Below are 25,826 nucleotides of genomic sequence, written 5' to 3'. Positions count from 1 at the left end.
CGCCGGCACGCCTCGCGCATCGATCGGGTAACGCCGCCCCGGGGACGGGCCCCGCGTCGGGGAGGATGCCGGTGCGCCCGCCGGCGGGGCCCGCGGTCCTGGAGAAGCACGGTCCTGGACAAGCACGGCCCCGGGGAAGCACGGGCCCGCGTCCCGTGGGTTCGCGGTGGCGGGACGCGGCCCGAGGACCCAGCATGGAAAGGATGGTCGTGGTGATTTCCGCGCCACGCAGGCGCAGGTCGCCTCCGTGGTTCGGGACGGAGACGAGGCGCGCCCTCGTCGCCGGGGCGGCGGTCGCGGGGCTGGCGCTCCTCGCGGGCTGGCCGTACTGGCGCGGCCATCCGGCCGCCGCCGCGATCACGGCGGCCAGCTGCGCCGCCATCGCGCTGGTGGGCGTGCTGCTCGCGACCGGGCCCCGCACCCGCCGCACCGGGCTGCTGTTCGCGGCCGCGTCGGTGTGCTGGGCGGTCAACTGGGCCGCGAGCTGGGACGCGACCATCGGGCCCATCATGTCGCCCTACGCCCAGGCCGACTTCTACCTCGCGCTCGCCGTCGGCGTCCTGCTCTACCCGGGCGGGCGCCTGGAGTACCTGGCGGACCGGATCTGGACGGGCGCGGCGTGCCTCGTCCTGTGGGGCTGTCCCACGGCGCTGTGGGTCACCTCCGAGCCGGAATGGGCGGCGTTCCGGGGAGAGTCGGTGTGGTGGCCCGCCCTCTACCCCGACCTGGAGGTCTTCAAGGTCGTCCTCCAGGTGTCCGCCGCGCTGTACCTCCTGCTCGCCCTGTCGTTCGCCGTCGTCCTCCTGCTGCGGCTGCCGCGGATGGGCCGGCTGCGGCGCCTGGTCGCCCTGCCCGTGACGGTCGCGATCGGGTTCGTCGGCGTCTCGGCCGCGTTCACCCAGAAGCCGATCATGGAGGCGTCGATCCCGCTGGACGACCTGCTGCACGTCTACGTGGTGCAGGGCGCGGTCGTCGTGCTCGTCCCGCTGACGCTGCTGGCGTCCGGGCTGCGGGTCCGCATCGCGGAGCTGGCCGTCGCGGGCCGCATGCTCCGGCTGACCGCTCCGGTGTCGGTGGAGAGGATCCGCGACGCGCTGCGCGACGTCCTGCACGACCCGACCCTGGAGCTGTGGTTCTGGGCGCCGACCGAGGGCGGCTACGTCGACACCGCCGGGCGCCCCGTCGACCTGGGCCCGGAGACGGACGGCGCGGCCGACGAGGCGCGGGGCGATCCCGCCGGGGAGGGAGGGCGCTGGCGGCACCGCGTGCGCGGCGCGTCCGGGGAGCCGCTCGCCGTCGTCGAGCTCGGCGGCGCGCTGCGCGACCACGGCTCCCTCGTCGAGGCCGCGCTCGCCGCGGGCGGCCGGGCGCTGGAGACCGCGCGGCTGCAGGCCGGCGTCCAGGCGGGCCTCGAACAGGTCAGGGCGGCCTACCGGCGCCTCGTGCGGGCCGAGGCCGCCGAGCGCGAGCGGCTCGCCCGCGACCTGCACGACGGCGCGCAGCAGCGGCTGCTCGCGCTCGGCGCGATGCTCGGCACGCTGGAGGCCGTCACCGGCGACCCGGCCGTCAAGGAGCACGCCCGCGCCTGCCGCGCCGAGCTGAAGGAGGCCCTCGCCCAGCTGCGGGCGCTGGCCCGGGAGGTGCAGCCGGCGCTGCTCGTCCAGGACGGTCTCGGCCCGGCGCTGGAGGTCGTCGCCGAGCGGCTCGGCACCCGGGTCGCGCTCGACGTCACCCCGCGCCGGTTCTCCCGCGAGATCGAGTCCACGCTTTACTCCGCGCTGTGCGAGACGCTGTCGTACGCTGTCGAGGGCGCGCGTGCCACCCGGGTCCTCGTGCGGGTCGGCGAGGAGGGCGGACGTGTGGTCGCCGAGGTCGGGCTCGACGGCGCCCGCCCCGGAGGCCCCGCCGCCGATCCCGTCGCCGACCTGGCCGGTACGTCCGGCCGGATCAGGGCGCTGCGCGGTGAGATGGAAATCGGCGGCGGCCCCCGCGCGGGCCTGACGGTAAGGATGGACCTCCCATGCGAGTAGCCGTGGCGGAGGACAGCGGGATCTTCCGGCAGGCTCTGGTCACCCTCCTCACCACCGTCGGGATCGACGTGGTGGCGTCCGCCGGGTCGGGCGAGGAGCTGCTGGCCCGCGTCGCGGACGACCCGCCCGACGTCGCCATCCTCGACCTGCACATGCCGCCCACGTTCACCGACGAGGGCGTCGTCGCGGCGCGCCGGCTCCTGGAGCGCCACCCCGGTCTCGGCGTCCTGGTCCTGTCGGCCTTCAACGAGACCCCGCAGGCGATGGAGCTGTTCCGCGGCCGGCCGCGCGGCGTCGGATACCTGCTGAAGGACCACGTCACGGACGTGGAGAACCTGCGTTCGGCGCTGGAGCGGGTCGGCCGCGGCGAGGTCGTCATCGACCCCGACGTGGTGACCCGGCTGGTCGAGGCGCGGCACCGCGAGCAGGAGCTGTCCCGGCTGTCGGGACGCGAGCGGGAGGTCCTGGCGCTGATGGCGGAGGGGCACTCGAACGCCGGCATCGGCAAGCGGCTGCACCTGTCCGCCCGGACGGTCGAGGACCACGTGCGGGCCATCTTCGCCAAGCTCAAGATCACCACGCCCGGCGGGGCGCCCGGCCCCCAGGACAGCAACAAGCGGGTGCTCGCCGTCCTGACCTGGCTGCGCGCCGCCGAGATCCGCTGACCGCGACCCGGCACCCGGGGGCGACGGTCGTCGCGTGCACCCGCGCCCGCGCATCGATCGGGTAACGGCCCCTCGCGCCGCACGGCGGCGGTGGGGAAAACTGTCCGTGCGAGTCCGGTCGCGTCAGGTGACCCCGGTGGTGGCCCCCGCACGCCACCGCGAGGCGCCACGCCCCCGAAAGCGGGCGCGTGACGCGGCCGTTCCCGGCACGCTCCCATAATCCCGGCGCCGCTCTGGGCGCGCATCCGGGAAAACCCCCGTCCCGGACGGTGGTTTCCCGGGACGACACGGAAGGATCGCGGTGAGGCGCGTCTCCCGGTGGCCGCCGTGGCTCGGCGCGCGGGTGCGCCGCGCCCTGGCCTCGGGCGCGGCGGTCGCGGCCGCGGCGCTGGCCTTCGGCTGGCCGCACTGGTGGGCCCAGCCCGTCGCCGCCGCCGTCACCCTGGTCTGCTGCGGCGGGTTCGCCGTCGCGGGCGGGCTGTTCGCGGCGGGGCGGACCGCCCGGCGCACCGGCGCGGCGTTCGTCGTCGCGGCCGCCTCGTGGGCCGTCACCTGGGCGGCGGCCTGGAACACGGGCGCGGCTCCGCTGGTGTCGGTGTTCGCCCAGTCGGTGTTCTTCCTGGCCGTCGGCATCGGCGTGCTGCTGTACCCGGCCGGGCGGCTGGAGGGCGCCGCCGCGAGGCTCTGGACCGCCGCCGCCGTCGTGATCATGATCGGCGGGCAGGCGCTGCTGTGCGCCGTCTCCCGTCCGGCCTGGAACGGCTTCGCGGCCTCGGCGACCTGGCCGGCGCTGCGTCCCGAGCACGGGGTGTTCCACGGCGTCCAGCAGGCCATGGCGGGCGCGATGACGGTGCTGGCCGGCGCGCTCGTGGTGATCCTGGTGGCCCGCCTGCCGCGCACGGGGCGGCTGGACCGCGCGCTCACCGTTCCCGTCGCGGTCGCCGTGACGTTCGGCGTCAGCGGCGCCCTGGTGGTCCAGAGCACGCTCATCGGCAGCGACGCCGACCTCGCGGACGTGCTGGACGTCTACCTCTTCCAGGGCGTCTTCGCGACGGTGCTGCCGCTGGCGTTCCTCGGCACCGCGCTGCGCGCCCGGCTGGCCGAGCTGACCGTCGCCGAGCGGATGCAGCGCCTGCTCGCAGGCCCCGTGTCGGTGGCGCGCGTCCGCGACGCGCTCCGCGCCGTCCTGGGCGACGGCACCCTGGACCTGTGGATGTGGGCGGACGGCGGCTACGTCGACGTGGACGGCCGCCGCATGCGCGACGCGCCCGGAGGCGCGGCGGGGCGCTGGCGGCACCGGGTCCGCACGTCCGGCGGCGAGCCCCTCGCCACCGTCGACCTCGCCGCCGCGCTCCGCGACCACGAGCCGCTCGTCGAGGCGGCGCTGGTCGCGGGTGGCCGCGCGCTGGAGACCGTCCGTCTCCAGGCCGCCGCGCAGGCCAACCTGGAGCGGGCGCGCGAGGCGCGCGAGCGTCTGGTGCGGATCCAGGCGGCCGAGCGCGAGCGGCTCGCCGCCGACCTGAAGTACAGCGCGCAGCAGCGGCTCCACGCCCTGGAGGAGATGCTCGCCCGGCTGGAGGCCGCGGCGGCCGACCCGCGGGCCCGCGAGCAGGCCCGGACCTGCCGCGGCGAGCTGGCCGAGGCGGTCGCCGAGCTGGAGGCCCTGGCCCGCGGCATGCACCCGGCGATCCTCGCCGACGCCGGGCTGGCCCCGGCGATGGAGCTGGTCGCCACCCGCACGCCCGTGCCCGTCCATCTCGACATGCCCGCGGGCCGGTTCCCGCCCGAGATCGAGTCGACGCTCTACTTCGCGCTCTGCGAGGCCCTCACCAACGCCGTCAAGCACGCCCGGGCCGACGCGATCCACCTGACGGTCCGCCCGGGGCCGGACGGGATCGCCGCCGAGGTCCGCGACGACGGTGTCGGCGGCGCCGCCCCGGACCCGGGCGGCGGCCTGGCGGGCCTCACCGACCGCGTCCGCGCGCTGCGGGGGAGCGTCACCGTCGAGAGCCCGCCCGGTGGGGGCACCGCGGTCCGCATCGTCCTGCAGTCCGGAGAGGGCGCCTGACCCCGCCGTGGCCCGGCGCCGGTCAGGAGGGGGTGTTGCGGACGATCGGCAGGAGGTAGCGGCGGGCGAAGTCGCGGGCGCCCGCGTCGTCGAGGGGGATGTGGCCGTCCGGGGTGAGGACGAGGGAGTGCGTGAGGCGGACCAGGATCTCCGCGACGACCTCGGGGTCGACGTCCGCCGGGGCGGCGCCGAGGCGCTGCGCGGTGCGCAGCCGGCCGGCGAGGTAGCCGCGGGCGGCGGCGAGCAGGGGCCCGGCCTTGATCGTGGAGTGCGGCAGGAACAGTTCGGGTTCGACGACCATGAGGCGCGTCATGAGCCGCTGCTCCCGGCTGATGCGCAGGGTGACGGCGAAGCCCTCGACGAGGCGCTCCTCCAGGGTGGGCAGCGCCGCGACGGCCTCGTCCAGCTCGGCGAAGAAGCGCCGCGCCTCCCGGAGCAGGACGCCGGTGACGAGGTCGTTCTTGGTGGGGAAGCGGCGGTAGATCGTGGCGCGGCCGAGGCCGGACTCGCGCGCGACGTCGTCCATGGTGGTGCGGCGCGGCCCGTAGGTCTCGAAGGACCGCAGGGCGGCGTCGAGGATGCGGTCGGTCTGCGGCTCGCTCTCGGGGCCGCCGGTGAGCAGGCTCCGCAGGAGTTCGTCGTCGCTCGTCATCGTGCGGCCGACTCTAGCCGCCGCGCCTCCGCCCGTCCGAGCGGAGGGCGCGGGCGGCGAGGGGGAGAAGAGCAGCGGGGGTGGGGTCGCGGCGTGGGCGAGCCGCCCGCGGGTTCAGCGTGCGGACAGCGCGTCGAGGGCCTGCTCGGTGGTCGGGTGGGCGATGAGGTGCCGGTCCAGGCCGCTGCGTTCGATGATCGTGCGGAACCGGCGCTCCGGGCGGGCGAGGACGAACTCGCCCCCGGCCGCGTGGGCGGCCTTCCAGAGAGTGATCATCGCGTTCAGTCCCGAGGAGTCGCAGAAGGTCACCTCGCCGACGTCCAGGACGATCAGCGGCGGCCCGCCCAGGGCCCGCATGTCGGCCAGGACGTGCTCGCGCAGCGCGTCGGCCGTGAGGATCGTGAGCTCCCCCTCCGCCTCGACGAGCAGGCAGGGGCCGCGGACGTCGCTGCGGAGCCGCAGCGGATCGATGGGGGTCCCCTCCGGCGTCTGGCCGGCTCCGATGGACATGACGATCACCTCCCGTAGTCGCAAGGTTGCGGAGTACCCGTGAAAGGGGAGGTCATGCCGATTCCCGGGCGGGCCTGCCGGCGCCCGCCCGGGAACCCCGGCCGGGCGGGCCTCAGGCGACGTCGCGGCGGCGGAAGGCGGCCAGTCCGGCCGCGGTCAGGGCGGCCGCCGCCGCGGTGAGCGCGAGGAGGGGGAGCAGGTCGGCGTCACCGCCGGGCAGCTTCGGGGTGTGGGTGAAGGGGGACAGGTCCATCACCGCCTGCGGGAGTCCCAGCAGCGGTCCCACCTGGCCGAGGAGCAGGAAGACGGCGAGGATCCCCCATCCTGCGGACGCCGCGCGCGGGAGGGCGCCGAACAGCAGCATCGCGGTGGCGGCGACGACCCAGACCGCCGGGAGCTGGGCCAGCGCCGCGCCGAGCTGGCGCGGGATCTGACCGGTCAGGTCGCCGGAGCGGGCGCCGTGGACCAGTCCCACGGACAGGCCGGTGGCGGCGAGCATGACCACCGTCCCCGCGACGGTGTTCGCCAGGCCGGCCACGGCCCAGCGGGTGCGGCCGACGGCGGTCGCGAGCACCGGCTCCAGGCGCCCGCCGCTCTCCTCGGCGCGCAGCCGCAGGACGCTCTGCACCGCGTAGGCCGCGGTGAACAGCGCCATGAGTCCCATGGCCGTGGCGAGGAACGCGTCCGCGATGTCCTGCTGGCCGCCCATCTTGCGGATGTCGTCCAGCACGGCGTCACTGCCGTTGACCAGGTCGCCGACGCCGTCCGCGACGCCGCCGATGGCCAGGCCGTACACCAGGAACCCGGCGGTCCAGCCGAGCAGCGTGCCGCGCTGCAGCCGCCACCACAGGGTGAAGGGGCCGCGCAGGGACGGCGGGGCGTGCGCGGGGCCGAGGGAGGGGGCGAGGACCCCGGCGCCGAGGTCGCGCCGCTCGGTCAGCACGTAGGCGGCGGTGGTCAGCAGCGCGAACGCGGCGAGGGGAAGCAGCAGGACGGCCCACTGCTCGTCCGCGCACGGCCGGACGCGCTGCGCCCAGCCGATCGGCGACAGCCACGACAGCCAGTGCGCCGAGCCCGCGTCGGCCACGCCGCGCAGCAGGTAGGACGCGCCGAGGACGGCGAACGCCAGGCCGTTGGCCAGCCGGGAGGTCTCGGCGAGCTGGGCGGTGAGCGCCGCGACGCCGGAGAACACGAGGCCCGCGCCGAACCACGACAGGCCGAACGCGACCGATCCGGCCGCCGGCATCCCGAAGAGGATCATGACGAGCGCGGCCACCGCCGCCAGCGCGCCGGCGGCGGTCACGGCGGTCAGCAGCGCCGCGGTGAGCGGCGCGCGGCGCCCGACCGCCGCCGCGCCGACCAGCTCCAGCCGCCCGGCCTCCTCCTCGGCGCGGGTGTGCCGGACGACCAGCAGGACGCACATGACGCAGGTGAGCGCGGCGCCGGTGGCGCCGATCCGCCACGCGCTGAGCCCCGCGAAGCCGCCGTCGTTCAGGACGGGCCCGTAGAGCGCCCGCGTGGAGGGGTTGTCGTTGATGCCGCGCGCGAAGCTCGCGAGCGCCGCGGGCGTGTCGTACTCGTGCTTGAAGCTGTAGACGGTGCCGGAGACGAGCGCGGTCAGCCCGTAGATCCAGGCGGGCGCCATGACGCGGTCGCGGCGCAGCCAGATCTTCATCAGCATGCCGGTGCCCGCGAGGCCGCCGTCGCGGCTGGCGGCCCGCGCCGGGGCGTGCAGGGTCGTGGCGGTCATGACGCGGTCCCTCCGGCGAGGTCGTCCTCGTAGTGGCGCAGGAACAGCTCTTCGAGCGTGGGCGGCCGGCTCGTCAGGGTGCGCACGCCGATCCGGGTGAGCTCCTTGAGCGCGGCGTCCAGCTCGGGGGTGTCGACCTCGAACGCGATGGTGGTGCCGTCGATGCGGACGTCGTGCGCCCCCGGCAGCGGGACGCCGTCCGGGGCGGCGGCGAGCTCGGCGTGGATCGACGTGCGGGTCAGGTGCCGCAGCTCGTCGAGGGTGCCGGTCTCGACCGTCCGGCCCTTGCGGATGATGGTGACGCGGTCGCAGAGCGCCTCGACCTCGCTGAGGATGTGGCTCGACAGCAGGACGGTGCGCCCGGCGCGCCTCTCCTCGCGGACGCACTCCTGGAAGACCTCCTCCATGAGCGGGTCGAGGCCGGAGGTGGGCTCGTCCAGGATGAGCAGCTCCGCGTCGGACGCGAACGCGGCGACGAGGGCGACCTTCTGCCGGTTCCCCTTGGAGTAGGCGCGGCCCTTCTTCTTCGGGTCGAGCTCGAAGCGGCCGAGCAGCTCGTCGCGCCGGTTCCCGTCGAGCCCGCCGCGCAGCCGTCCGAGCAGGTCGATGACCTCGCCGCCGGACAGGTTCGGCCACAGCGTGACGTCGCCCGGGACGTAGGCGATGCGGCGATGCAGAGCGGTGGCGTCGCGCCACGGGTCGCCGCCGAGCAGGCTCGCGGTGCCGGAGTCGGCGCGCATCAGCCCGAGCAGGACGCGGATGGCCGTGGACTTCCCGGCGCCGTTCGGGCCGAGGAAGCCGTGCACCTCGCCGGGCGCCACGCGCAGGTCGAGGCCGTCGAGCGCGCGCGTCGGGCCGAACGTCTTGACCAGGCCCGCGGCCCGGACCACGTCAGTCATCGTCGTCTCCCTTGAGGCCGGCCTCGTACCGGTCCATCGCCGCGTGGGCGCGCGCGACGGTCTCCCGGTCGAGCAACCGGTCGTCGAAGATCTCCAGGACCGCGCGGCGCAGCCGCAGCGATCCCCCGGGGGTGAAGGTGTCGGTGCCGAGGACCCGGCTGAGGTGCTGGTGCAGCACCTCGATCCCCGTCGTCATCGCGACGATCGCGGCGGCGTAGGCCCGCGCGTCGCGCGTGGTGGGCGGCGCGGTTCCGGGCGGCGGGTCGGTCATGTACCGCTCGGTGACCGCGACCAGGTCGTCGAACATGCGCGCCGCCGCCGCCGAGCCGTCGACGAGCGCGCGGGCCAGGTAGCGCCGGACGGGCAGGTCGGTCCGGACGGTCGCGGCCAGGAAGCCGGGGTCGCCCATCGCCTCGCCGGAGACCGTCGAGCTCAGCTCGCGGACCGTGTCGAGCGCGTAGGCGTCGCACGCCTCGCGCAGTTCCTCCTTCGATCCGAAGTGGTGCTGGACGAGGCCCACCGACACCCCGGCGGCCTCGGCGATGCCGCGGAACGTCGCGCCCTTCGTGCCGTGCTCGGCGAACTGCAGCAGCGCCGCGTCCCGGATCTTGGCCCGCGCCGTCAGGTCCTCGGGCGCCGGGCCCGCGGCCCGGCCGGATCTCGCCATCCCCGCCTCCAATACGAACGTTCAACTTCCAATACGAACGTATACTATACGCCTGTATTGTCAATGGGAGCGAGCGGCGGAACCGGACATTGAGGGGGCGAGTTAGCTTAGGCTAGCCTTACCTGCGTGCCTCCCCCCGTGCGAGAACGCCCGCCGAAAGCCCCCGAACGGCGGGGGCCGTCGCGCATCGCGCATCCGTGGTGGCTCGGCCTGCTGGCGGCGGTGCTGCTGCTGACGGCCGGGGCGAGCCTCGCGATCGGCGCCGGGGACGTCCCGCTCGCGGACGTGCTTCCCGGCGTGCTCTCCCCGGACGACGGCTCCCGGGCGCAGCTGATCGTCCACGAGCTGCGGCTGCCCCGCACGCTCCTCGGCGTCGTCGTCGGCATGGCGCTCGGGCTGGCGGGCGCCGTGATGCAGGCGCTCACCCGCAACCCGCTCGCCGAGCCGGGCCTGCTCGGCGTGAACGGCGGCGCGGCCCTCGCGGTCGTCCTCGTGATCGGCGCGTTCCGCGTGGACGACCTGCTCGTCTACGTCTGGGCGGCCTTCCTGGGAGCGGCGGGCGCGGCGGCCCTGGTCCACCTGATCGGCGCCCGGGGGCGCGGCGGCGCCTCCCCGGCGCGGCTGGTGCTCGCCGGGGCGGCCGTCAACGCCGTCTTCAGCGCGGTGACGGCCGGCGTGATGCTGTTCACCCCGCGCACCTTCGGCGGATTCCGGTTCTGGCAGGTCGGCACGCTCGGCGGCCGCGACGTGCCGGTCTTCCTGCGCGTCCTGCCGTTCATCGTCGCCGGCACGCTGCTCGCGCTGGCGCTCGCCCGCCCGCTGAACGCCCTCGGCCTGGGCGAGGACGCGGGCCGCGCCCTCGGCTCCCGTCCCGGCAGGACCAGGGCGCTCGGGGCGCTCGCGGTGGTGCTGCTGTGCGGGGCGGCCACGGCGGCGGCCGGGCCCATCACCTTCCTCGGGCTGGCCGTCCCCTTCATCGTCCGGACGGCGGTGGGCCCGGACCAGCGGCTCGTCCTGCCCTACTCGCTGCTGCTGGCGCCCGTCCTGCTGCTCGGCGCGGACATCCTCGGCCGCGTCGTCGCGCCCGGAGAGCTGGAGACCGGCATCGTCACCGCGTTCCTCGGGGCGCCGCTGTTCGCGGTGATGGTCCGGAGGGGGAGGACGCGCGACCTATGAGAGTCATCCGGGCGGCCGGGGCGTCGCTGCGGTGGGAGCCGCGCTCGGCGGCGGTGTGCGGAGCGCTGGCGGCGGTCGCGGCGTGCGCCGCCGTCCTCGTCGTCGGCTCGGGGGAGTTCCCCGTCGCGCCGCCGGACGTGGTGCGCGTCCTGCTCGGCAGGGGCGACCCCGCCACCGAGTTCATCGTCACGACCCTGCGCCTGCCCCGCGCCGTCACCGGCCTGCTCGCCGGTCTGGCGCTCGGCCTTTCCGGGGCCGTCTTCCAGAGCATCTCCCGCAACCCGCTCGGCAGCCCCGACCTCATCGGCTTCACCACCGGCTCGGCGACCGGCGCGCTGCTGCAGATCCTGGTGCTCGGCGGCGGCGCCGTCGCGATCACCGCCAGCTCGGTCGCGGGCGCGGTGCTGACGGCGCTCGCGGTGTACCTGGTCGCCTACCGGCGGGGCGGGGGCGTGCACGGCGTCCGGCTGGTGCTGATCGGCGTCGCGGCGGCCGCGATGCTGGAGGCGCTCAACTCCTACCTCATCACCCGCGCCGAACTGCGCGACGCCTACGAGGCCGCGTTCTGGCTGACCGGCAGCCTGAACGGGCGGGACTGGGACCAGGCCGTCCCGCTCGCGCTCGCGCTGGCCGTGCTCGTCCCCGCGGCGCTGCTGCTCGCCCGGCCCCTCGGCATGGGAGAGCTCGGCGACGACGCCGCACGGGCGCTCGGCGTGCCCGTGCAGCGCACGCGGGCGCTGCTGACGGTCGCCGGGGTGGGCCTCGTCGCGGCGGCGACCGCGGCGGCCGGGCCCGTCCCGTTCGTGGCGCTCGCCGCCCCGCAGCTCGCGCGGCGGCTGACCCGGCGGCGCGGCGCGCTGCTGCTGCCCGCCGTGCTGACCGGCGCGGCGCTGCTGGCGAGCGCGGACCTCATCGCGCTGCACCTGCCGGTCGCGGTGCCGGTCGGCGTCGTCACCGGCGTCCTCGGCGGCGTGTACCTGGCATGGCTGCTGTCGGTGTCCGGGCGGCGTTGACGGAGCCGATCATCACAATTAGGTTAGCCTTACCTAAGTTGAGAGGAGTTCCGTGCTGACCTGGGATGAGCTCCACGCCGCGCTGGCCGAGGTGCTGGGCGAGCGCGCGGAGGCGGACGACAACCTCATCGAGCTGGGCATGGACTCGATCCGGCTCATGCAGCTCACCGGCCGGCTCCGGCGCCGCGGCGTCGAGATCCGCTTCGCCGAGCTGGCCGAACGCCCGACGCTCTCCGGTTGGTGGGAACTGCTCGCCGAGAAGGGCCAGGTGGAGGCGTCGGCAGGGCCCGCCCTCGAAGCAGGCGCGGACGCCGTCGAGGCCGCCGTCGAACCCGACGAGCCCTTCGCGCTGGCGCTGATGCAGCACGCGTACTGGATCGGCCGCGACTCCGGGCAGGAGCTCGGGTCCGTCGCGGCCCACCTGTACGTCGAACTGGACGGGCGCGCGATCGACCCGTCCCGCTTCGAGTCGGCCGTGGGCGCCCTGGTGCGGCGCCATCCGATGCTGCGCGCGGCCGTCCGCGACGACGGGACGCAGCAGATCCTGCCCGAACGTCCCGGTCCGCTCGTCACCGTCCACGACCTGCGCTCGTCGGACGACCCGGACGCCGAGCTGGAGCGCGTCCGGGACGAGATGTCGCGGCAGCGGCTCCCCATCGAGGACGGCCGCGTCTTCGACGCCCGGCTCAGCCTCCTCCCGGGCGGCGCGGCGCGCCTCCACCTGGACGTCGACATGGTCGCCGCCGACGCGATGAGCTACCGCGTCATGCTGGCCGACCTCGCCGCCCTGTACGAGGGCGAGACCCTCGCGCCGATCCGCTACGGCTACGCCCGCTACCTCGCCGAGGACCCCCGCGCGCAGGCCCGCACCGCCGACCGCCGCTGGTGGGCCGGCCGCCTCGCCGACCTTCCCGGCCCGCCCGAGCTGCCGGTCGTCGCGGAGCCGGGGGACCGCGTCGAGCGCAGGCACCAATGGCTGCCTCCGGACGCCAAGGACCGCTTCATCGCCCGCGCCCACGCCGAGGGCGTCACCCCCGCCATGGCGCTCGCGGCGGTGTTCGCCGAGGTGATCGGCGCCTGGTCGGCGACGCCGCGGTTCCTGCTCAACCTGCCGCTGTTCCACCGCGAGCCCGTCCACCCCGACGTCGACAAGGTCGTCGGCGACTTCACCGGATCCATCATGCTGGAGGCCGACCTCACCGAGGACCTCCCGTTCGCCGGGCGGGCCCGCGCGCTCCAGGCGAACCTGCACACGGCCGGCGCGCACAGCGACTACTCGGGGCTGGAGGTGCTGCGGGACCTGTCGCGGCTGCGCGGGGAGCAGGTGCTCGCCCCGATCGTCTACACCAGCGCCCTCAACCTCGGCGAGCTGTTCGGCGACCGCGTCCGCGAGCTGTTCGGCGAACCCGGATGGATCATCTCGCAGGGGCCGCAGGTGCTGCTGGACGCGCAGGTGACCGAGGTGTCCGGCGGCCTGCTGCTGAACTGGGACGTGCGCCTGCCCGCGTTCCCGGACGGCGTCGCGGAGGCGATGTTCGACGCCTACACCGCCGCGGTCACCCGGCTCGGCGCGCCCGGCGCCGACTGGGACGCGCCCCTCGCCGTCGCCGCCGCGCCCGACCGGCTCCGCGTCCGGCACGGGCTGAACGCCACGCCCGCGCCGCCGCCGCGCACGCTGACCGAGGGCTTCTTCGCGCACGCCGCGCGCCGCCCGGACGCCCCGGCCCTGCACTGGGGCGACGGCGGGACGATGACCTATGGCGAGCTCGCCGGCCGCGCCCTGCGGATCGCGTCGGCGCTGGCGGCCGGAGGCGTTCGCCCCGGCGACCGCGTCTCGATCGAGCTTCCGAAGGGACCCGGCCAGGCCGCCGCCGCGCTCGGGGTGCTCGCGGCCGGCGCCGCCTACGTCCCGATCGGCCCGGAGCAGCCGGAGGCGCGGCGGGCGAGGATCCGCGCGAGCGCCGGCGTCGCCGCCTCGCTCACGCCGGACGGTGTCGCCGAGGCCGACCCGCTGCCCGGACCGGTCGCGGTGCGCCCCGACCAGGCCGCCTACGTGCTGTTCACCTCCGGTTCGACGGGCGAGCCCAAGGGCGTGGAGGTCTCGCACGGCGCGGCGATGAACACCATCGGCGACCTCGTCGAGCGGTTCGCCATCGGGCGGGACGACGTCACGTTCGCCGTGTCGGCGCTCGACTTCGACCTGTCGGTGTTCGACCTGTTCGCCGCCTGGCACGCGGGCGGCGCGGTCGTCGTCCCGGACGAGGACGAGCGGCGCGACGCCGCCCGGTGGAGCGGACTGGTGCGGCGCTGGTCGGTGACCGTGCTGAACTGCGTCCCGTCCGTCCTGGAGATGCTGCTGCGCGCGGGGCGGGCGGAGAGCCTGCGGCTCGTCCTGCTCGGCGGCGACTGGGTGGGGACTCACCTTCCCGGCCTGCTCCGGGAGCGCGCCCCCGGCTGCCGCTTCGTGGCGCTCGGCGGCACGACCGAGACGGCGATCCACTCGACGGTGCAGGAGGTCGCGGGCGACGTCCCCGCCGACTGGCACGCCGTCCCCTACGGGGTGCCGCTGCGCGGGGTCGCGTGCCGGGTGGTGGACGAGCGGGGCCGCGACCGCCCCGACTGGGCCACCGGAGAGCTGTGGATCGGCGGCGCCGGCGTCGCGGACGGCTACGTCGGCGACCGGGCCCGGACCGCCGACCGGTTCGTCCTCTGGGAGGGCACGCGCTGGTACCGGACCGGCGACCTGGCCCGCTACCGCCCCGACGGGACCATCGAGTTCCTCGGCCGCCGCGACCACCAGGTCAAGGTGCGCGGATTCCGGATCGAGCTCGGCGAGGTCGAGGCCGCGCTGCGCGGCCACCCCGCCGTGGAGCGCGCCGTCGCGCTCCTCGCCGGCGGCCGCCTCGCCGCCGCCGTGGCGGCGCCCGGCGGGACCGACCGGGACGCCGTGCTCGCCCGCGCCCGCGACCTGCTGCCCCCGCACATGGTCCCGGAACTGCTCGTGCGCGTGGACGAGCTGCCGCTCACCGCGAACGGCAAGGTCGACCGCAAGGCGCTCGCGGCCCTGGCCGCCGCCGAGGCCGGTGAGGCGGCCGCGCCCTACGCCGAGCCCGCGACGTCACTGGAGAAGGTGCTGGCCCGGATCGTCGCCGAGGTGCTGGGGAGGGAGCGCGTCGGCGCGGACGCCGACTTCTTCGCCCTCGGCGGCGACTCCGTCCTCGCCACCACCGTGCTCGCGCGGCTGCGGGAGGCGCTCGACACGACGGCGCTGCCCGTCCGCGTCCTGTTCGCCGAGCGGACGGTCGCGCGGATCTGCCGCCGGTTCACCGAGCTGGAGGAGACGCCGGGACGGCTGGAGTCCGTCGCCGCCATCTGGCTGGAGGTCGAGGCCATGACCGAGGAGGAGCTGACCGCGCGCCTCGGGTGAGCCGCGGGTCAGCCGGGCTCGGGCTCCGGCCGCAGCGTCGCGGTCCGGAGCCCGGTGAGGGTCAGCGCCAGCGCCAGGGCGAGGACGGCGCTGACCGTCCCGTACAGGACGATGGCGGCGCCCGGGGCGAGGTAGCGGCCGAGCGCCCCGGCGCCGAGCGAGCCGATCGCGCCGCCGCCCGTCTCCTGCGCCGACCACAGCGCGTTCACCCGTCCGAGGTGCGAGTCGGGCGTGTGGGACTGGATCAGCCCGTACCGCAGGATCTCCTCGATCGACTGGACGAACCCGTACCCGAACAGGATCGCGACGGCGAGCGCCGGGTGACGGGCCAGACCGAGACACGCGAGCGCGGCGAAGCCGGAGACGGACGCGACGAGCAGCGCCAGGCCGGGTGCCCTGGCCTGTCCGACCCAGCCGCTCGTCAGGGACGCCAGCACCGCGCCGCACGCGGGCGCCGCGAACAGCAGCCCGACCGTGGTCGCGCCTCCGTCCAGGCTCCGGGTCGCGAACGCCGGCATCAGGACGGGGACGCCGCCCGCGACCATGAACAGCAGGCCGAGGAGCATCAGCGAGCCGACGACCCGATGCGAGGCGACGAAGCGGAACCCGTCCCAGACGGCCTTCAGCGGATTGGCGTCCGCCTGCTCCTGCGCGGCGGGCTGGAGGCGCGGCAGCCCGGTCAGCAGCGCGAGCGTGCCGAGCGTCCCCGCGGCCGCGGCCGCGTAGTTCCAGCCCACGCCGAACGCCGACACCACGAGCCCGCCGAGCGCGGGGGACGCCATCGACCCGAGCCGGACGGTCAGCGCGTTGAGCGCCCCCGCCGCGACGAGCTTGTCGGGCGCGACCAGCGCGGGCGTCGCGGCCAGCAGCGCGGTGATGCTGACGCCGGTCATCAGTCCGTCCCATGCCGCCAGCGCGTACAGGGCCGCCAGCGAGGGGGAGGGCAGGAACGCGTTGAGCGCCAGCAGGACGAACCCGATCCCGGCCGCCGCGCGCGCCCGCAGCATCAGGCGCCGCCGGTCGTGCCGGTCGGCCAGGACCCCGCCCCACAGGAACCCGGCGAGGAGCGCGAACCCCTCGGCGGCCGAGACCCCGCCCACGTGCACGGTGGACCCGGTGAGGTCGTACACCTGCACCGGGAGGGCCACGGCCAGCATGCCGATCCCGAAGACCGAGACGGTGCGGGCGATGAACACGTTGCGGAACGGCCTGCTGTCGCGCAGCGGCCCGACGTCGATGACCAGTCGCCGGAGCATCCTCGGGCTTCTCCTCTGCCGATCGAGTGACTAAGGTTAGCCTAGCCTTAGTTGATCGTGAGGAAAGAGGAGCCGTGCAGCGGACGCTGATGAACGGGAAGATCCACCGGGCGACCGTCACCCAGGCGGACCTGCACTACGTGGGCTCGCTGACGATCGACGCCGACCTGATGGCCGCGGCCGACATCGTGGAGGGCGAGCAGGTCCACCTCGTCGACATCGACAACGGCGCCCGCCTGGTCACCTACGCCATCACCGGCGAGGCCGGCAGCGGGGTCATCGGCGTCAACGGCGCGGCGGCCCGCCTCGTCCAGCCCGGCGACATGGTGATCATCATCACCTACGCCGGCGTGGAGGACCCCTCCCGGCACGAGCCCCGCGTCGTCCATGTCGACGCCGCGAACCGCGTCGTCGCCCTCGGCTCCGACCCGTCCGAGCCGGTCCCCGGCGCCCCCGCCCAGCTCGCCGGGCGGTGACCGTGGACGGCCTCACCCCCTGGCCCGCCGACCTCGAAGCCCGCTACAAGGCCGAGGGCTACTGGACCGACCGCCTCCTCGGCGACGTCCTGCGCGGCGACCCGTCCGCCACCGCCCTCGTCGCAGGCGACGACCGCCTCACCTACGCCGACCTGGACGCCCGTGCCGCCCGCACCGCCGCCGGCCTCCTCGCCCTCGGCCTCCGCCGCGGCGACCGCGTGGTCGTCCAGCTCCCGAACACCGCGGGCTTCGTCGTCGCGTTCCTCGCCCTCGTCCGCATCGGCGCCGCGCCCGTGCTGGCGCTCCCCGCGCACCGCGAGAGCGAGATCCGCTACCTCTGCGAGCTCTCCGAGGCCCGCGCCTACGTCTGCGCCGACCGCGACGGCGACTTCGACTACCGCGAGCTGGCGCGAACGCTCCCCGTGGAGCACGTCGTCGTCGAGGGCGACGCCGAGGAGTTCACCCCTCTGGCCTCCGTCGACGCCGATCCGGTGGCGGCCCCCGTCCCCGATCCGTCCGACGTGGGCGTCTTCCTCCTTTCGGGCGGCACCACCGGTCTCCCGAAACTGATCCCCCGGACGCACCGCGACTACGTCTACAACCTGGAGGCCAGCGCCGACCTGTGCGGCTTCGACCGCGGCACCGTCTACCTGGTCGTCCTCCCGGCCGCGCACAACTTCGCCCTGGCCTGCCCCGGAATCCTCGGCGTCTTCGCCGCGGGCGGCACGGTCGTCCTGTCGCCCTCCGGGTCCCCGGACGAGGCGTTCCCCCTCATCGAGCGCGAGCGCGCCACCGTCTGCGCGGTCGTCCCCCCGATCGCCCTCCTCTGGCTGGACGCCGTGACCTGGTCGGACGAGGACGTCTCGTCCCTGCGCCTGCTCCAGGTGGGCGGCGCCAAGCTCGCCGCGGAGCGCGCCGCCGAGATCCCGGACGCCCTGGGCTGCCAGGTCCAGCAGGTCTTCGGCATGGCCGAGGGCCTCCTCAACTACACCCGCCTGGACGACCCGCGCGACCTGGTCGAACGGACGCAGGGCCGCCCCCTCTCCCCGGCCGACGAGATCCGCGTCGTGGACGAGGACGGCAAGCGGGTGGCTCCGGGCGAAGTGGGCGAACTCCTCACCCGGGGCCCGTACACCCTGCGCGGCTACTACCGCGCCCCCGAGCACAACGCCCGCTCCTTCACCCCGGACGGCTTCTACCGCACGGGCGACCTGGTCAGAGAGCTGCCCTCCGGGCACCTCATCGTCGAAGGCCGTGAGAAGGACCAGATCAACCGGGGCGGCGACAAGGTCTCCGCCGAGGAGCTGGAGAGCCACCTCCTGGCCCACCCGGCGGTCCACGACGCGGCCGTGGTCGGCGTCCCCGACCCGGTCATGGGAGAGCGCACCTGCGCCTTCCTGATCATCAGGGAGGGGGAGAGGGCGCCCGGCCTGCGCGAGGTGAAGGACTTCCTCCGCGTGCGGGGCGTCGCCGCCTACAAGCACCCCGACCGCCTGGAGACGGCCGCCGTGTTCCCCCGGACGCCGGTCGGCAAGATCAGCAAGAAGGCGCTCGCCGCCCGCCTCCGATGAGACCGCCACCGGTTCGCCGCCCGGCGTTCACCGTTTCCCGCGAACACCGCCGGAGGTCTCGGCATCCTAATAGACAATTATGTCTATTAGACTTGGGAGACGTCTGTGGCACCCGACCCGCTGGGACCCGGTGATCCGACGAGGCTCGGCGACTACCTCCTCGCGGGGCGTCTCGGCGCCGGCGGCCAGGGCGTCGTGTACGAGGCGTACGGGCCGGACGGCGCGCGGGTCGCGGTCAAGACGCTCCACGGCGACTACTCCGCACGGCACCGCGACCTGTTCGTCCGCGAGGTCGAGGCAGTGCGGCGCGTCGCGCAGTTCTGTACGGCGCGCGTCCTCGCCGTCGACCTGGACAACGCCGTCCCCTACGTCGTCAGCGAGTACGTCGCAGGCCCGACCCTCCAGCAGGCGGTCGACGAGGACGGCCCCTACAAGCCCGACGACCTCTACAGGCTGGCGGTCGGGATCGCGACCGCGCTGACCACCGTGCACCGGGCGGGCGTCGTCCACCGCGACCTGAAACCCGCGAACGTGCTGCTGGGACCGGACGGTCCCCGCGTCATCGACTTCGGCATCGCCCGCACCGAGGACATGTCCCAGAGCGCGACCGGAATGAAGGGGACGCCCCGGTACATGGCGCCCGAGGTGTTCCAGGGGAAGAGTCCCGGGCCCGCCGTCGACGTCTGGGCCTGGGGCGCCACGATCCTGTTCGCGGCGTCCGGCCGCACCCCGTTCAGCGGCGAGTCCCTGCCCAAGCTGATGCACTCCGTGCTGACCACCGAACCGGACACCGCGGCGGTCCCCGAGCGGCTGAGGCCCATGGTCGAGGCCGCGCTGGCCAAGGACCCGGAACGGCGTCCCGACGCCCCGGGCCTGCTGCTCGACCTGCTCGGCGGGCGCCCCGACGCGGACCTCCTGGAGCAGGGCGAGCGGGAGGCCCGCGCCGTCCGCATGCCCAAGGCCGCGTCTCCGCCGCTGGGCGAGCGCGCCGAAGAGGTGATGCGGAGCCTCGGCCCGGAGGCGCAGCAGGCCGTCCCGCAGATCCTGCTGCGGATGGCGGCGGCCGAAGACGACCTCGTCCGCCCGGCGGCCCGCGCCGAGTTCAGCGACGGCCGCACGCCGGAGCCGGTCATCGACGCCGTCCTTTCGGCGTTCACCCAGGCGGGGCTGCTCGCCTGGGACGGGCAGCGCGTCACCCTCGCCTCCCCGGCGCTGCTGCGCGCATGGCCGCGGCTGCGCGACTGGGCCGCCGCCGAACGGCCGGGCCTGGAGGTCCACCGGGAACTCGCCGAGGGAGCGCGGCTGTGGGACGCGCACGGACGCAAGTCCGGCGACGTCCTCCAGGGGACCCGGCTCGAACGCGCGATGACCTGGGCCGTCGGCGGCGGCCGCGCCCTGCGCCCGAACACGCTGGAGCAGGCTTTCCTGGACGCCGGGCGCGCGTCCGTCCGCCGCCGCTCCACGCTGCGGACGGCGGTCTCCGGCGTCCTCGCCGTCCTGCTGCTGGCGACGCTCGTCGCGGGCGTGGCCGTCTTCCAGCAGAGCCGCACCGTCGCACGGCAGCGCGACGACGCGGAGGCCCGCCGCCTCGCGGCCGTGGCGATGGCCACCCGCAAGAGCGCCCCGAGAACCGCCCGCCGCCTGGCCATCGCCGCCGGCGCCCTCTCCAACACCAAGGAGACCAGGGAGGCGCTGGTCGCTCTTCGCTACCAGTGGGAGAGCGACGTCTTCATCCCGCCCGGCGTGAGCGCCACGACCCGGCGCCAGCCGTCGCCGGGCGGCCGCGTCCTCGCCGTCGTGGACGGCGGAAAGGCCAGTGTCTGGAACATCGACACCCACGCCAGACTGCACGCCTTCACCATCACCGGCGCCGACACCCTCGATCTCGTCGTCACCGACGACGCGCGCACCATGATCACCTGGGCGGGCGACGGGACGGCCCGCGTCTGGGACACCACGTCCGGCAAGGAACGCGGCAGGCTCCCCGTCGGCCGGGCCGGCGCCGACGCGAAGATCTTCGACGGGATCGACCTGAGCCCGTCCGGGCACCTCCTGCTCGCCGGCAACCGCGACGCCCGCACCGTCTGGGACCTGCGGACCCTCCGGCAGGTCCCGCTGAGCTGGACGCGCCCGAAGGACGGCGCCGAGATCCTCACGGCCGACGCGGGCGACCAGCTCGTCGCGGGCGTCACGCCCGAGGGCACGGTGCACGTCGACCAGCTGGCGGCCAAGGCGACGATCGCGCTGCCCCGCCTCAACAAGGCGCTCAAGGGGAGATACGCCAGCGCGGCCAGACTGAGCCCGGACGGCTCGCTGCTCGCCGTCGCCGCCACCCCGGCCACGGGCAGGAAGGCAGAGATCCTGCTCTGGAAGCTGGGCGCGGACGAGCAGTACCTGAGGCTCGGACCCGCGAACTCCTACTCCTCCCTGGCCTTCAGCGAGGACGGCGGATACCTGGCGCAGGCCAGGACCATGTGGCGGCTCAAGGGCGGCGGCGTCGCCCCGTCCGCACCCATGATCCGGTACGCGCCGAACGCGGACTGCGCCCTGGTCCGGATCGTGGAGAAGCGGGCGCTGCGCTGCATCGAACCGGCGACCGGCCAGGTCTCGTCCCTCGACATCAGCACCTTCCTGAGCACCCAGGTCGTCCAGGGAGGCAGTCTGGTCCAGAACGCGACCATCTCCGCGGACGCCTCGACCATGGCGTACCGCGGCGGAGGCTCGGTGCACTTCTGGGACGTCCGGCGCAGGCGTGCCGTCGACCGGGGGTTCAACCTCTCGTCCGACTACCTGTACTCCGGGAACGGCAACGACCTCGCCCTCAGCGCCGATGGGAGGCGACTCGCCGTCTACAAGAACGCCCGCACGGTCACCGTCACCGACGCCGAGAAGTTCGCGAAGCTCGGCGATGTGACGCTGCCCCGGCCCGCCGACAGGATCCAGGCCATGGCCATGTCCCCGGACGGCCGCGGCCTGGCCCTCCTGGTCCGCCGCGGCACTGCGGGAGAACTCCAGTTCTGGGACGCGAAGACGTTCCGGCTGATCCGCGCGCTGCCGTCCTCAGCCGACACCTTCGTCAAACGCATCGTCTTCCGCCCGGACGGCAAGGCCCTCATGACGGACGGCAAGTCCGGCATGATCGAGTACCCGTCCGGCCGCGTCCTGGCCAGAACCGAGGACACCTTCCTCAACACCCTTCTCACCATGAGCCGCGACGGCCGGACGATCGTGAGCGCCGAGGGAACCGAGGCGGACCAGAAAGTCCTCCTCACCGACGGCAGGACACTCCGTTCACGCGGCCTGATCCTGCGCGGCCACAAGAGCTACGTCACGACCGCCGCGATCTCCCCGGACGGCACCCTTCTCGCCACCGGCGACGAACTGGGCCAGATCCGCTTGTGGGAGATCGAATCCGGCCGCCCCTACGCCCTGCCCCTGACCGGCCACCAGACGGAGATCGGCGCCCTGGCCTTCTCCTCGGACGGCAGGACTCTCACGAGCGCCGCCGAAGCCGGCACCGTCCTCACCCACGACCTGGCCCCCGCCCTGACCAGGGCGGCCCTCTGCCAGAACACCAGCGGCGGCTTGACGCGAAAGGAATGGCACCAAACCCTCCCCACCCTCGACTACCGCCCCACCTGCCCCCACTGAGGACCAAATGATCAGGGGGCGGTGGCTGCACCGCCCCCTGATCGCCGGTCCCCCTCAAGACGGTTCGGCATGTGCTGTTCCTGGAGCCGGACGTGCGGGTACGGAGTTGAAGCAGGTCTACCTCCCGACCCCACAACCAACCGATCTACGGGAGCGGAACATGGGCCTCATCCACATAGAGCTGTTCGCAACGCTCGACCTCGTTGCCCAGTCACCCGGCGGCCCCGACGAGGACCCGGTGGGGTTCCCGTTCGGCGGGTGGCAGGCGCCCTTGATGGACGAGGCCGCCGGCGCACAGGTCGTCGCCGCGTACGAGGGCACGGACGCCCTCCTGCTCGGTCGGCGGACGTACGAGATCTTCGCCGCCTACTGGCCGCACCAGAGAGGCGAGGACAACGAGATCGCCGCGCTCTTCAACAGCGTCCCGAAGTACGTGGCCTCCCGTGGCAGGCCGGACCTCTCCTGGGCCGACTCCACGCAGCTCGGCTCGGACCTGGCCGGCGCGGTCCGCGAGATCCGTGACCGGCACGAGCACGTGAAGGTCGTCGGGAGCCTGAACCTGGTGCAGACCCTTCTGCGCGAGAAGCTCTTCGACCGCCTCGACCTCTGGGTGTACCCGATCGTGCTCGGCGTCGGGAAGAAGGTCTTCGACGGTGGGGCGGTACCCATGAACGTCACCCTCCTCGAACCGCCGGCAGCCGCCCCGAACGGCACCGTGTATCTGCGCTACGGCCTGGCCGACGGGACGCCCGAGACGGGCGACATGACCGTCCCCGACCGCGGGGTCTGAGCCGCCTCCTCGCCCGTCGGGTGTGGTGGGAGGTCTCGCCGTCGTCGAACGCAGCGGAGGCCGAGGGCTCCGTCTCGCCGAACGGCGGGGAGGTGGACCTCCCCGCCGTCAGATCACGCAGACCCGGACTTCCGGATCTGGATCTTCGTCGCCCCGCAGGAGGCGATGAGGATCAGGACGATCGCCCCCAGCCCCAAGAGGCCGGGAACGGTTTGTGCCACGAGCATGCCCACCGCGGTTCCCAGAAGGTTCCGCAGCGGTAGGAGCATCGCGTTGGTGGACGCCAGGAGACCGTGCTCATAGGCCTTCACCAGAACGACGCCGCTGAACAGCGCACCGAAGACCGCGCTGACCGCACAGAGCAGCAAGTACGGCCAACGGCCGGCGGTCATGCCCTCCCAGCCGCCTTCCAGAGTCCACGCGCCCACCGCGAGGATGCCGAGGGCGGGAAATCCGCAAAGGGTGTTGGCCTTTGCCTTGATCTCCCCATCGAGCATCTCCAGCCGCTTCTGGGAGTAGGCGTACGTGGCCGCCGTGGCGGTCAGGACGCCGATACCCGGAATCCAGCTGGGAATCTGCTGGCCCAGGACATGGACCCCCGGTGCGGCGTCCGAAAAGAAGTTCCCGCCCGAGCCGCCGACGGTATCCCTTGTGAGGGCCCATGTCCCCAGTACCGCGAGAACCGGCCACAAGGCGGTCGAGTAGGTCTTCTGCCGGATGTCCTGGTAGACATCGCCGCCGAGCGTGAAGACCACGGTGAACAAGAACGACAGCGGTTGCATGACCTCCAGCCGAACCCATCGAAGAACGAACTGGAACGACATGTTGTTCGCTCCCAGAGCGGCGCCCAGCAGAAGGGCCTGCTTCCAGACGGCCCAACGGCACCACAACGACGGCCGAAAGAAGTACCAGAAGACCGCCGTCCCGAAGATGACGGAGACAAGCGCCGCCGTCACCGGTCCGACATGCTTGGTAACGCCGATGGCCACCAGGAGACAGCCGTTGAGAGCACCCACTGAATTGGCGAATACCGCCATCGTGAGCGCCTTTCTGTCCGCGCCGTGGAGATCGCTTGTCAGCGACCGCCAACACCTGCGGAACGCCGCGAGCGAGCCTCGCCGGCGCTCTCTCTTGCAATTCACGAGATCCCCTTTGGTTTGTGGGGCGCGCCAGGAGGATCTCGGGACGTTCTCCCGGTCCTGGTCGCGCCCGCTATGCGGAGCAACTCAAGAGCCGGGAAGGCTCTTCAGTTTTATGGTCGCAACGTTAGTCTATCAGAGCTGAATTCGCGGATAGACGGTGAATATCGAGCCGAGAATTGAGAATGGTGCTCGCATGCCTTCGAATTCATATCCGGGGCAGACCGCCGTCTGCCCCGGATATTCAACGGATGTAGCCGTTCACGACCATTGGCAGCGACGCGTCCAGGCCCGCCATGTGCAGCACGCCTTCGTCGCGGGGGTCGCCGATGGTGTGCCCGTTCGCGGCCATCGCCGCGAGCAGGACCCGAACGTCGCCGTTCACGGTCTGGCGGTAGGCGTCCAGAGCCTGCGACGCGTGCTGCCGTCCAGCCCACGTCTCGTTGTCGGTGAACAGCACCATCCCGTCCACCTCAAGACGCTGATGCTGCGCCCACTGGAACGGCTGCGACAGATCCGTGCCGCCGCCCGACGGACGCCAACGGGAGATCTCCCGCAGGTTCGTGCGCGCCGTCACCTGGGACGCGCGGACCTGGGTGTCGACGTCGATGACGTGGCAGTTGCCGCGCTCGATCCGGTTCAGGATGACCGCCATCGCGTTCGCGACCTCGTAGCAGGACCCGAGCGGCGCACCACCCGAGGTGATGTTGCGGAAGCTCATGGACCCGGAGGAGTCCACCGCCACCAGCAGGCGCCGACCGGACGGCTCCATGTGCCCGAACGACAGCTCGTACGCCTCTTCGAGCGCGTCGACGATGGCCGGGACCGGCGACCAGTGCTGCACGTCCGCGCGCGGGTGCGGCTGTGCGCGACCGCTCCCGTACACGCGCAGGGCGAGGAACAGATCCATCGGGTGGATCCGGGCCTTCGCGAGCGCGCCGGCGTCGGTGAGCCGGTCCGCGGCGCGCCGGGTCGCGTCACCCATCGGCGTCAGCGTCCCGATCCGAGTCATCCGGGACAGGTTCCGAAGCAGCGCGGTCATCCCGATCGTGTCGACGAGCTCGTCCCACACGCCCGGCTCGGTGAGAACCGCGTCCGGGAGGAACTCCCACGGCACGCCCCGGGACCGCACCACGTCCATCGCGTCGACCGGGCCGGTGACGGCCTGCGCGGCGAGGAACGCGTCCACTGCGGGCACCCGCGCGCGGACGTCATCGTCGGAGACGTTCCCGGCGATCCATCCGAACAGCGCACGCCGCGCCGGCGAGTCGGCCTTGGGGTGCGCGATGCGGAGCGCGTCCCGCAGCGCGAACGCCTCCCCGGCCGGGGTCCTGCGCTGCCGAGCCTTGCACACTCGCCACGCGACCTGGTCGACGTCGCCGTTGAGGAACCACGACGCGAGCGCGGTCCGCATCGCCCGCCCGACCACAGGCGCCGTGCCGCTGCCGGTGGCCTTGCCGCCGAGGTTCTTCCAGTAGCCGAAGAACGACGCGAGATGGTCCGTGGTCCGCGCGACCTGCGCCAGCGACGCCTTCACGGCCTGCCGGGTGCCGGCGTCGCCGCGCGCCGCGGCGGCGGCCATGACGAAAAGCGCGGGACGGTTCTTCGGAGCACGCGGCGGACGCGCCGTAGAGATCGCCGTCGCGAGGCCGACGACCCGGACGCCGTCCGCGGCGATGGCGTCGAACACGACCTGCGCGTTGTCCGCAGTGAGCCTGTCTTCGCCGACGTAGTACGTGCCGCCGGTGGTGCCGAGGATGAGGAAGTCCTCCAGCCGCGTCCACAGGTCCTTGGCGAACCCGTAGCCGTCGGCGTTGTTGCGGACCTGCTCGGTCTCACGGCCGGGAATCGGCCGGCTCTGCGGCGTCTGCACGGTGGAAACCGAAGCAAGAGGGTCACGGGCCATCAAGGGCCTCCAAGGAATTCGACCCGCCTCAGGGGCGGATGTGGGGGAGGAGCAAGCGCACAGGGGAGGGCGGATGTGGTGGCGTCCACCGGGGTTTTAAGTCCAATGCTCTTCCTGGCTGAGCTACCACCCGGCATTGCCGGGTGGGCAGGATTCGAACCTGCGACCGTTGGATCCGAT

Annotated in this window: 18 protein-coding genes; 10 read left to right on the top strand and 8 right to left on the bottom strand. The window is 74.0% G+C overall.

What is annotated here, in order from left to right:
• Positions 1-212: 212 nt before the first annotated feature.
• The 3 genes from ABD944_RS14210 (at position 213) to ABD944_RS14200 (ending at position 4,763) form a co-directional block, all read left to right on the top strand.
• Positions 213-2,030: a sensor histidine kinase gene (locus ABD944_RS14210; protein WP_345176209.1), complete on the top strand. Its 1,818-nt coding sequence runs from the start codon at positions 213-215 to the stop codon at positions 2,028-2,030.
• Positions 2,021-2,695, top strand: coding sequence for a response regulator transcription factor (locus ABD944_RS14205; protein ID WP_345176208.1), 675 nt, complete (start codon positions 2,021-2,023; stop codon positions 2,693-2,695). The genes ABD944_RS14210 and ABD944_RS14205 overlap by 10 nt, the downstream gene beginning before the upstream one ends.
• 301 nt (positions 2,696-2,996) lie before the next feature.
• On the top strand, positions 2,997-4,763 hold the full coding sequence (locus ABD944_RS14200; RefSeq protein ID WP_345176206.1) for an ATP-binding protein: 1,767 nt from the start codon (positions 2,997-2,999) through the stop codon (positions 4,761-4,763).
• A 22-nt stretch (positions 4,764-4,785) separates the two neighbouring features.
• Here the strand turns inward: ABD944_RS14200 and ABD944_RS14195 are convergent, their stop codons facing one another.
• The 5 genes from ABD944_RS14195 to ABD944_RS14175 all read right to left on the bottom strand — a co-directional run bounded on the left by ABD944_RS14195 (position 4,786) and on the right by ABD944_RS14175 (position 9,241).
• Entirely contained in the window at positions 4,786-5,415 is a 630-nt protein-coding gene (locus ABD944_RS14195) for a TetR/AcrR family transcriptional regulator (RefSeq protein ID WP_345176204.1), read from the bottom strand.
• A gap of 114 nt (positions 5,416-5,529) precedes the next feature.
• Positions 5,530-5,925: an STAS domain-containing protein gene (locus ABD944_RS14190; protein WP_345176202.1), complete on the bottom strand. Its 396-nt coding sequence runs from the start codon at positions 5,923-5,925 to the stop codon at positions 5,530-5,532.
• Positions 5,926-6,037: 112 nt separating this feature from the next.
• The gene (locus ABD944_RS14185) at positions 6,038-7,675 is read right to left on the bottom strand and encodes an ABC transporter permease (protein ID WP_345176199.1); all 1,638 of its coding nucleotides are present in this window, start codon (positions 7,673-7,675) and stop codon (positions 6,038-6,040) included.
• Positions 7,672-8,574 carry an ABC transporter ATP-binding protein gene (locus ABD944_RS14180; protein WP_345176197.1) on the bottom strand — a complete coding sequence of 301 codons (903 nt, stop codon included), beginning with the start codon at positions 8,572-8,574 and terminating at the stop codon, positions 7,672-7,674. The genes ABD944_RS14185 and ABD944_RS14180 overlap by 4 nt, the downstream gene beginning before the upstream one ends.
• Complete coding sequence (locus tag ABD944_RS14175; protein ID WP_345176195.1) at positions 8,567-9,241, bottom strand: TetR family transcriptional regulator; 675 nt, start codon at positions 9,239-9,241, stop codon at positions 8,567-8,569. Before ABD944_RS14175 ends, ABD944_RS14180 begins: the two co-directional genes overlap by 8 nt.
• 126 nt (positions 9,242-9,367) lie before the next feature.
• Here ABD944_RS14175 and ABD944_RS14170 point away from each other — a divergent pair, with 126 nt between their 5' ends.
• The 3 genes from ABD944_RS14170 to ABD944_RS14160 are packed head-to-tail and all read left to right on the top strand — an operon-like array spanning position 9,368 to position 14,857.
• Complete coding sequence (locus ABD944_RS14170) at positions 9,368-10,417, top strand: FecCD family ABC transporter permease (protein WP_345176193.1); 1,050 nt, start codon at positions 9,368-9,370, stop codon at positions 10,415-10,417.
• Positions 10,414-11,430 carry a FecCD family ABC transporter permease gene (locus ABD944_RS14165; protein ID WP_345176190.1) on the top strand — a complete coding sequence of 339 codons (1,017 nt, stop codon included), beginning with the start codon at positions 10,414-10,416 and terminating at the stop codon, positions 11,428-11,430. Before ABD944_RS14170 ends, ABD944_RS14165 begins: the two co-directional genes overlap by 4 nt.
• Positions 11,431-11,482: 52 nt before the next feature.
• Positions 11,483-14,857, top strand: a complete 3,375-nt coding sequence (locus ABD944_RS14160; RefSeq protein WP_345176188.1) for a non-ribosomal peptide synthetase — start codon at positions 11,483-11,485, stop codon at positions 14,855-14,857.
• Between the two features lie 8 nt (positions 14,858-14,865).
• On the opposite strand, the gene entS is transcribed toward ABD944_RS14160, so the two are convergent.
• The gene (gene entS / locus ABD944_RS14155) at positions 14,866-16,113 is read right to left on the bottom strand and encodes an enterobactin transporter EntS (protein ID WP_345176186.1); all 1,248 of its coding nucleotides are present in this window, start codon (positions 16,111-16,113) and stop codon (positions 14,866-14,868) included.
• Positions 16,114-16,187: 74 nt separating this feature from the next.
• Here entS and panD point away from each other — a divergent pair, with 74 nt between their 5' ends.
• The 4 genes from panD (at position 16,188) to ABD944_RS14135 (ending at position 22,601) form a co-directional block, all read left to right on the top strand.
• Complete coding sequence (gene panD / locus ABD944_RS14150) at positions 16,188-16,589, top strand: aspartate 1-decarboxylase (protein WP_345176184.1); 402 nt, start codon at positions 16,188-16,190, stop codon at positions 16,587-16,589.
• Between the two features lie 2 nt (positions 16,590-16,591).
• The gene (locus tag ABD944_RS14145; protein WP_345176358.1) at positions 16,592-18,160 is read left to right on the top strand and encodes a (2,3-dihydroxybenzoyl)adenylate synthase; all 1,569 of its coding nucleotides are present in this window, start codon (positions 16,592-16,594) and stop codon (positions 18,158-18,160) included.
• Between the two features lie 105 nt (positions 18,161-18,265).
• On the top strand, positions 18,266-21,811 hold the full coding sequence (locus ABD944_RS14140) for a WD40 repeat domain-containing serine/threonine protein kinase (RefSeq protein ID WP_345176181.1): 3,546 nt from the start codon (positions 18,266-18,268) through the stop codon (positions 21,809-21,811).
• A 160-nt stretch (positions 21,812-21,971) separates the two neighbouring features.
• Positions 21,972-22,601, top strand: a complete 630-nt coding sequence (locus ABD944_RS14135; RefSeq protein WP_345176179.1) for a dihydrofolate reductase family protein — start codon at positions 21,972-21,974, stop codon at positions 22,599-22,601.
• Positions 22,602-22,714: 113 nt separating this feature from the next.
• Here ABD944_RS14135 and ABD944_RS14130 read toward each other — a convergent pair whose 3' ends face one another.
• Together ABD944_RS14130 and ABD944_RS14125 are read right to left on the bottom strand one after the other, a co-directional pair.
• Complete coding sequence (locus ABD944_RS14130; protein WP_345176176.1) at positions 22,715-23,638, bottom strand: hypothetical protein; 924 nt, start codon at positions 23,636-23,638, stop codon at positions 22,715-22,717.
• A 346-nt stretch (positions 23,639-23,984) separates the two neighbouring features.
• Positions 23,985-25,613 (bottom strand): TROVE domain-containing protein, encoded by a 1,629-nt coding sequence (locus ABD944_RS14125; RefSeq protein ID WP_345176174.1) that lies wholly within the window; start codon positions 25,611-25,613, stop codon positions 23,985-23,987.
• Positions 25,614-25,826: the final 213 nt, after the last annotated feature.

This window comes from Actinomadura verrucosospora (genome assembly GCF_039540335.1).
Lineage (GTDB): Bacteria > Actinomycetota > Actinomycetes > Streptosporangiales > Streptosporangiaceae > Spirillospora > Spirillospora verrucosospora.
Note: the sequence above shows the minus strand (reverse complement) of the source record. Positions and strands in the feature narration are given on the sequence as shown.

What these genes read in the sequence shown, in the direction of transcription:
- ABD944_RS14190 (WP_345176202.1), bottom strand. Translation starts at nt 5,925, where the DNA reads ATGTCCATCGGAGCCGGCCAGACGCCGGAGGGGACCCCCATCGATCCG.
- ABD944_RS14195 (WP_345176204.1), bottom strand. Translation starts at nt 5,415, where the DNA reads ATGACGAGCGACGACGAACTCCTGCGGAGCCTGCTCACCGGCGGCCCC.
- ABD944_RS14135 (WP_345176179.1), top strand. Translation starts at nt 21,972, where the DNA reads ATGGGCCTCATCCACATAGAGCTGTTCGCAACGCTCGACCTCGTTGCC.
- ABD944_RS14175 (WP_345176195.1), bottom strand. Translation starts at nt 9,241, where the DNA reads ATGGCGAGATCCGGCCGGGCCGCGGGCCCGGCGCCCGAGGACCTGACG.
- ABD944_RS14185 (WP_345176199.1), bottom strand. Translation starts at nt 7,675, where the DNA reads ATGACCGCCACGACCCTGCACGCCCCGGCGCGGGCCGCCAGCCGCGAC.
- ABD944_RS14130 (WP_345176176.1), bottom strand. Translation starts at nt 23,638, where the DNA reads ATGGCGGTATTCGCCAATTCAGTGGGTGCTCTCAACGGCTGTCTCCTG.
- ABD944_RS14205 (WP_345176208.1), top strand. Translation starts at nt 2,021, where the DNA reads ATGCGAGTAGCCGTGGCGGAGGACAGCGGGATCTTCCGGCAGGCTCTG.
- entS (WP_345176186.1), bottom strand. Translation starts at nt 16,113, where the DNA reads ATGCTCCGGCGACTGGTCATCGACGTCGGGCCGCTGCGCGACAGCAGG.
- ABD944_RS14180 (WP_345176197.1), bottom strand. Translation starts at nt 8,574, where the DNA reads ATGACTGACGTGGTCCGGGCCGCGGGCCTGGTCAAGACGTTCGGCCCG.
- ABD944_RS14165 (WP_345176190.1), top strand. Translation starts at nt 10,414, where the DNA reads ATGAGAGTCATCCGGGCGGCCGGGGCGTCGCTGCGGTGGGAGCCGCGC.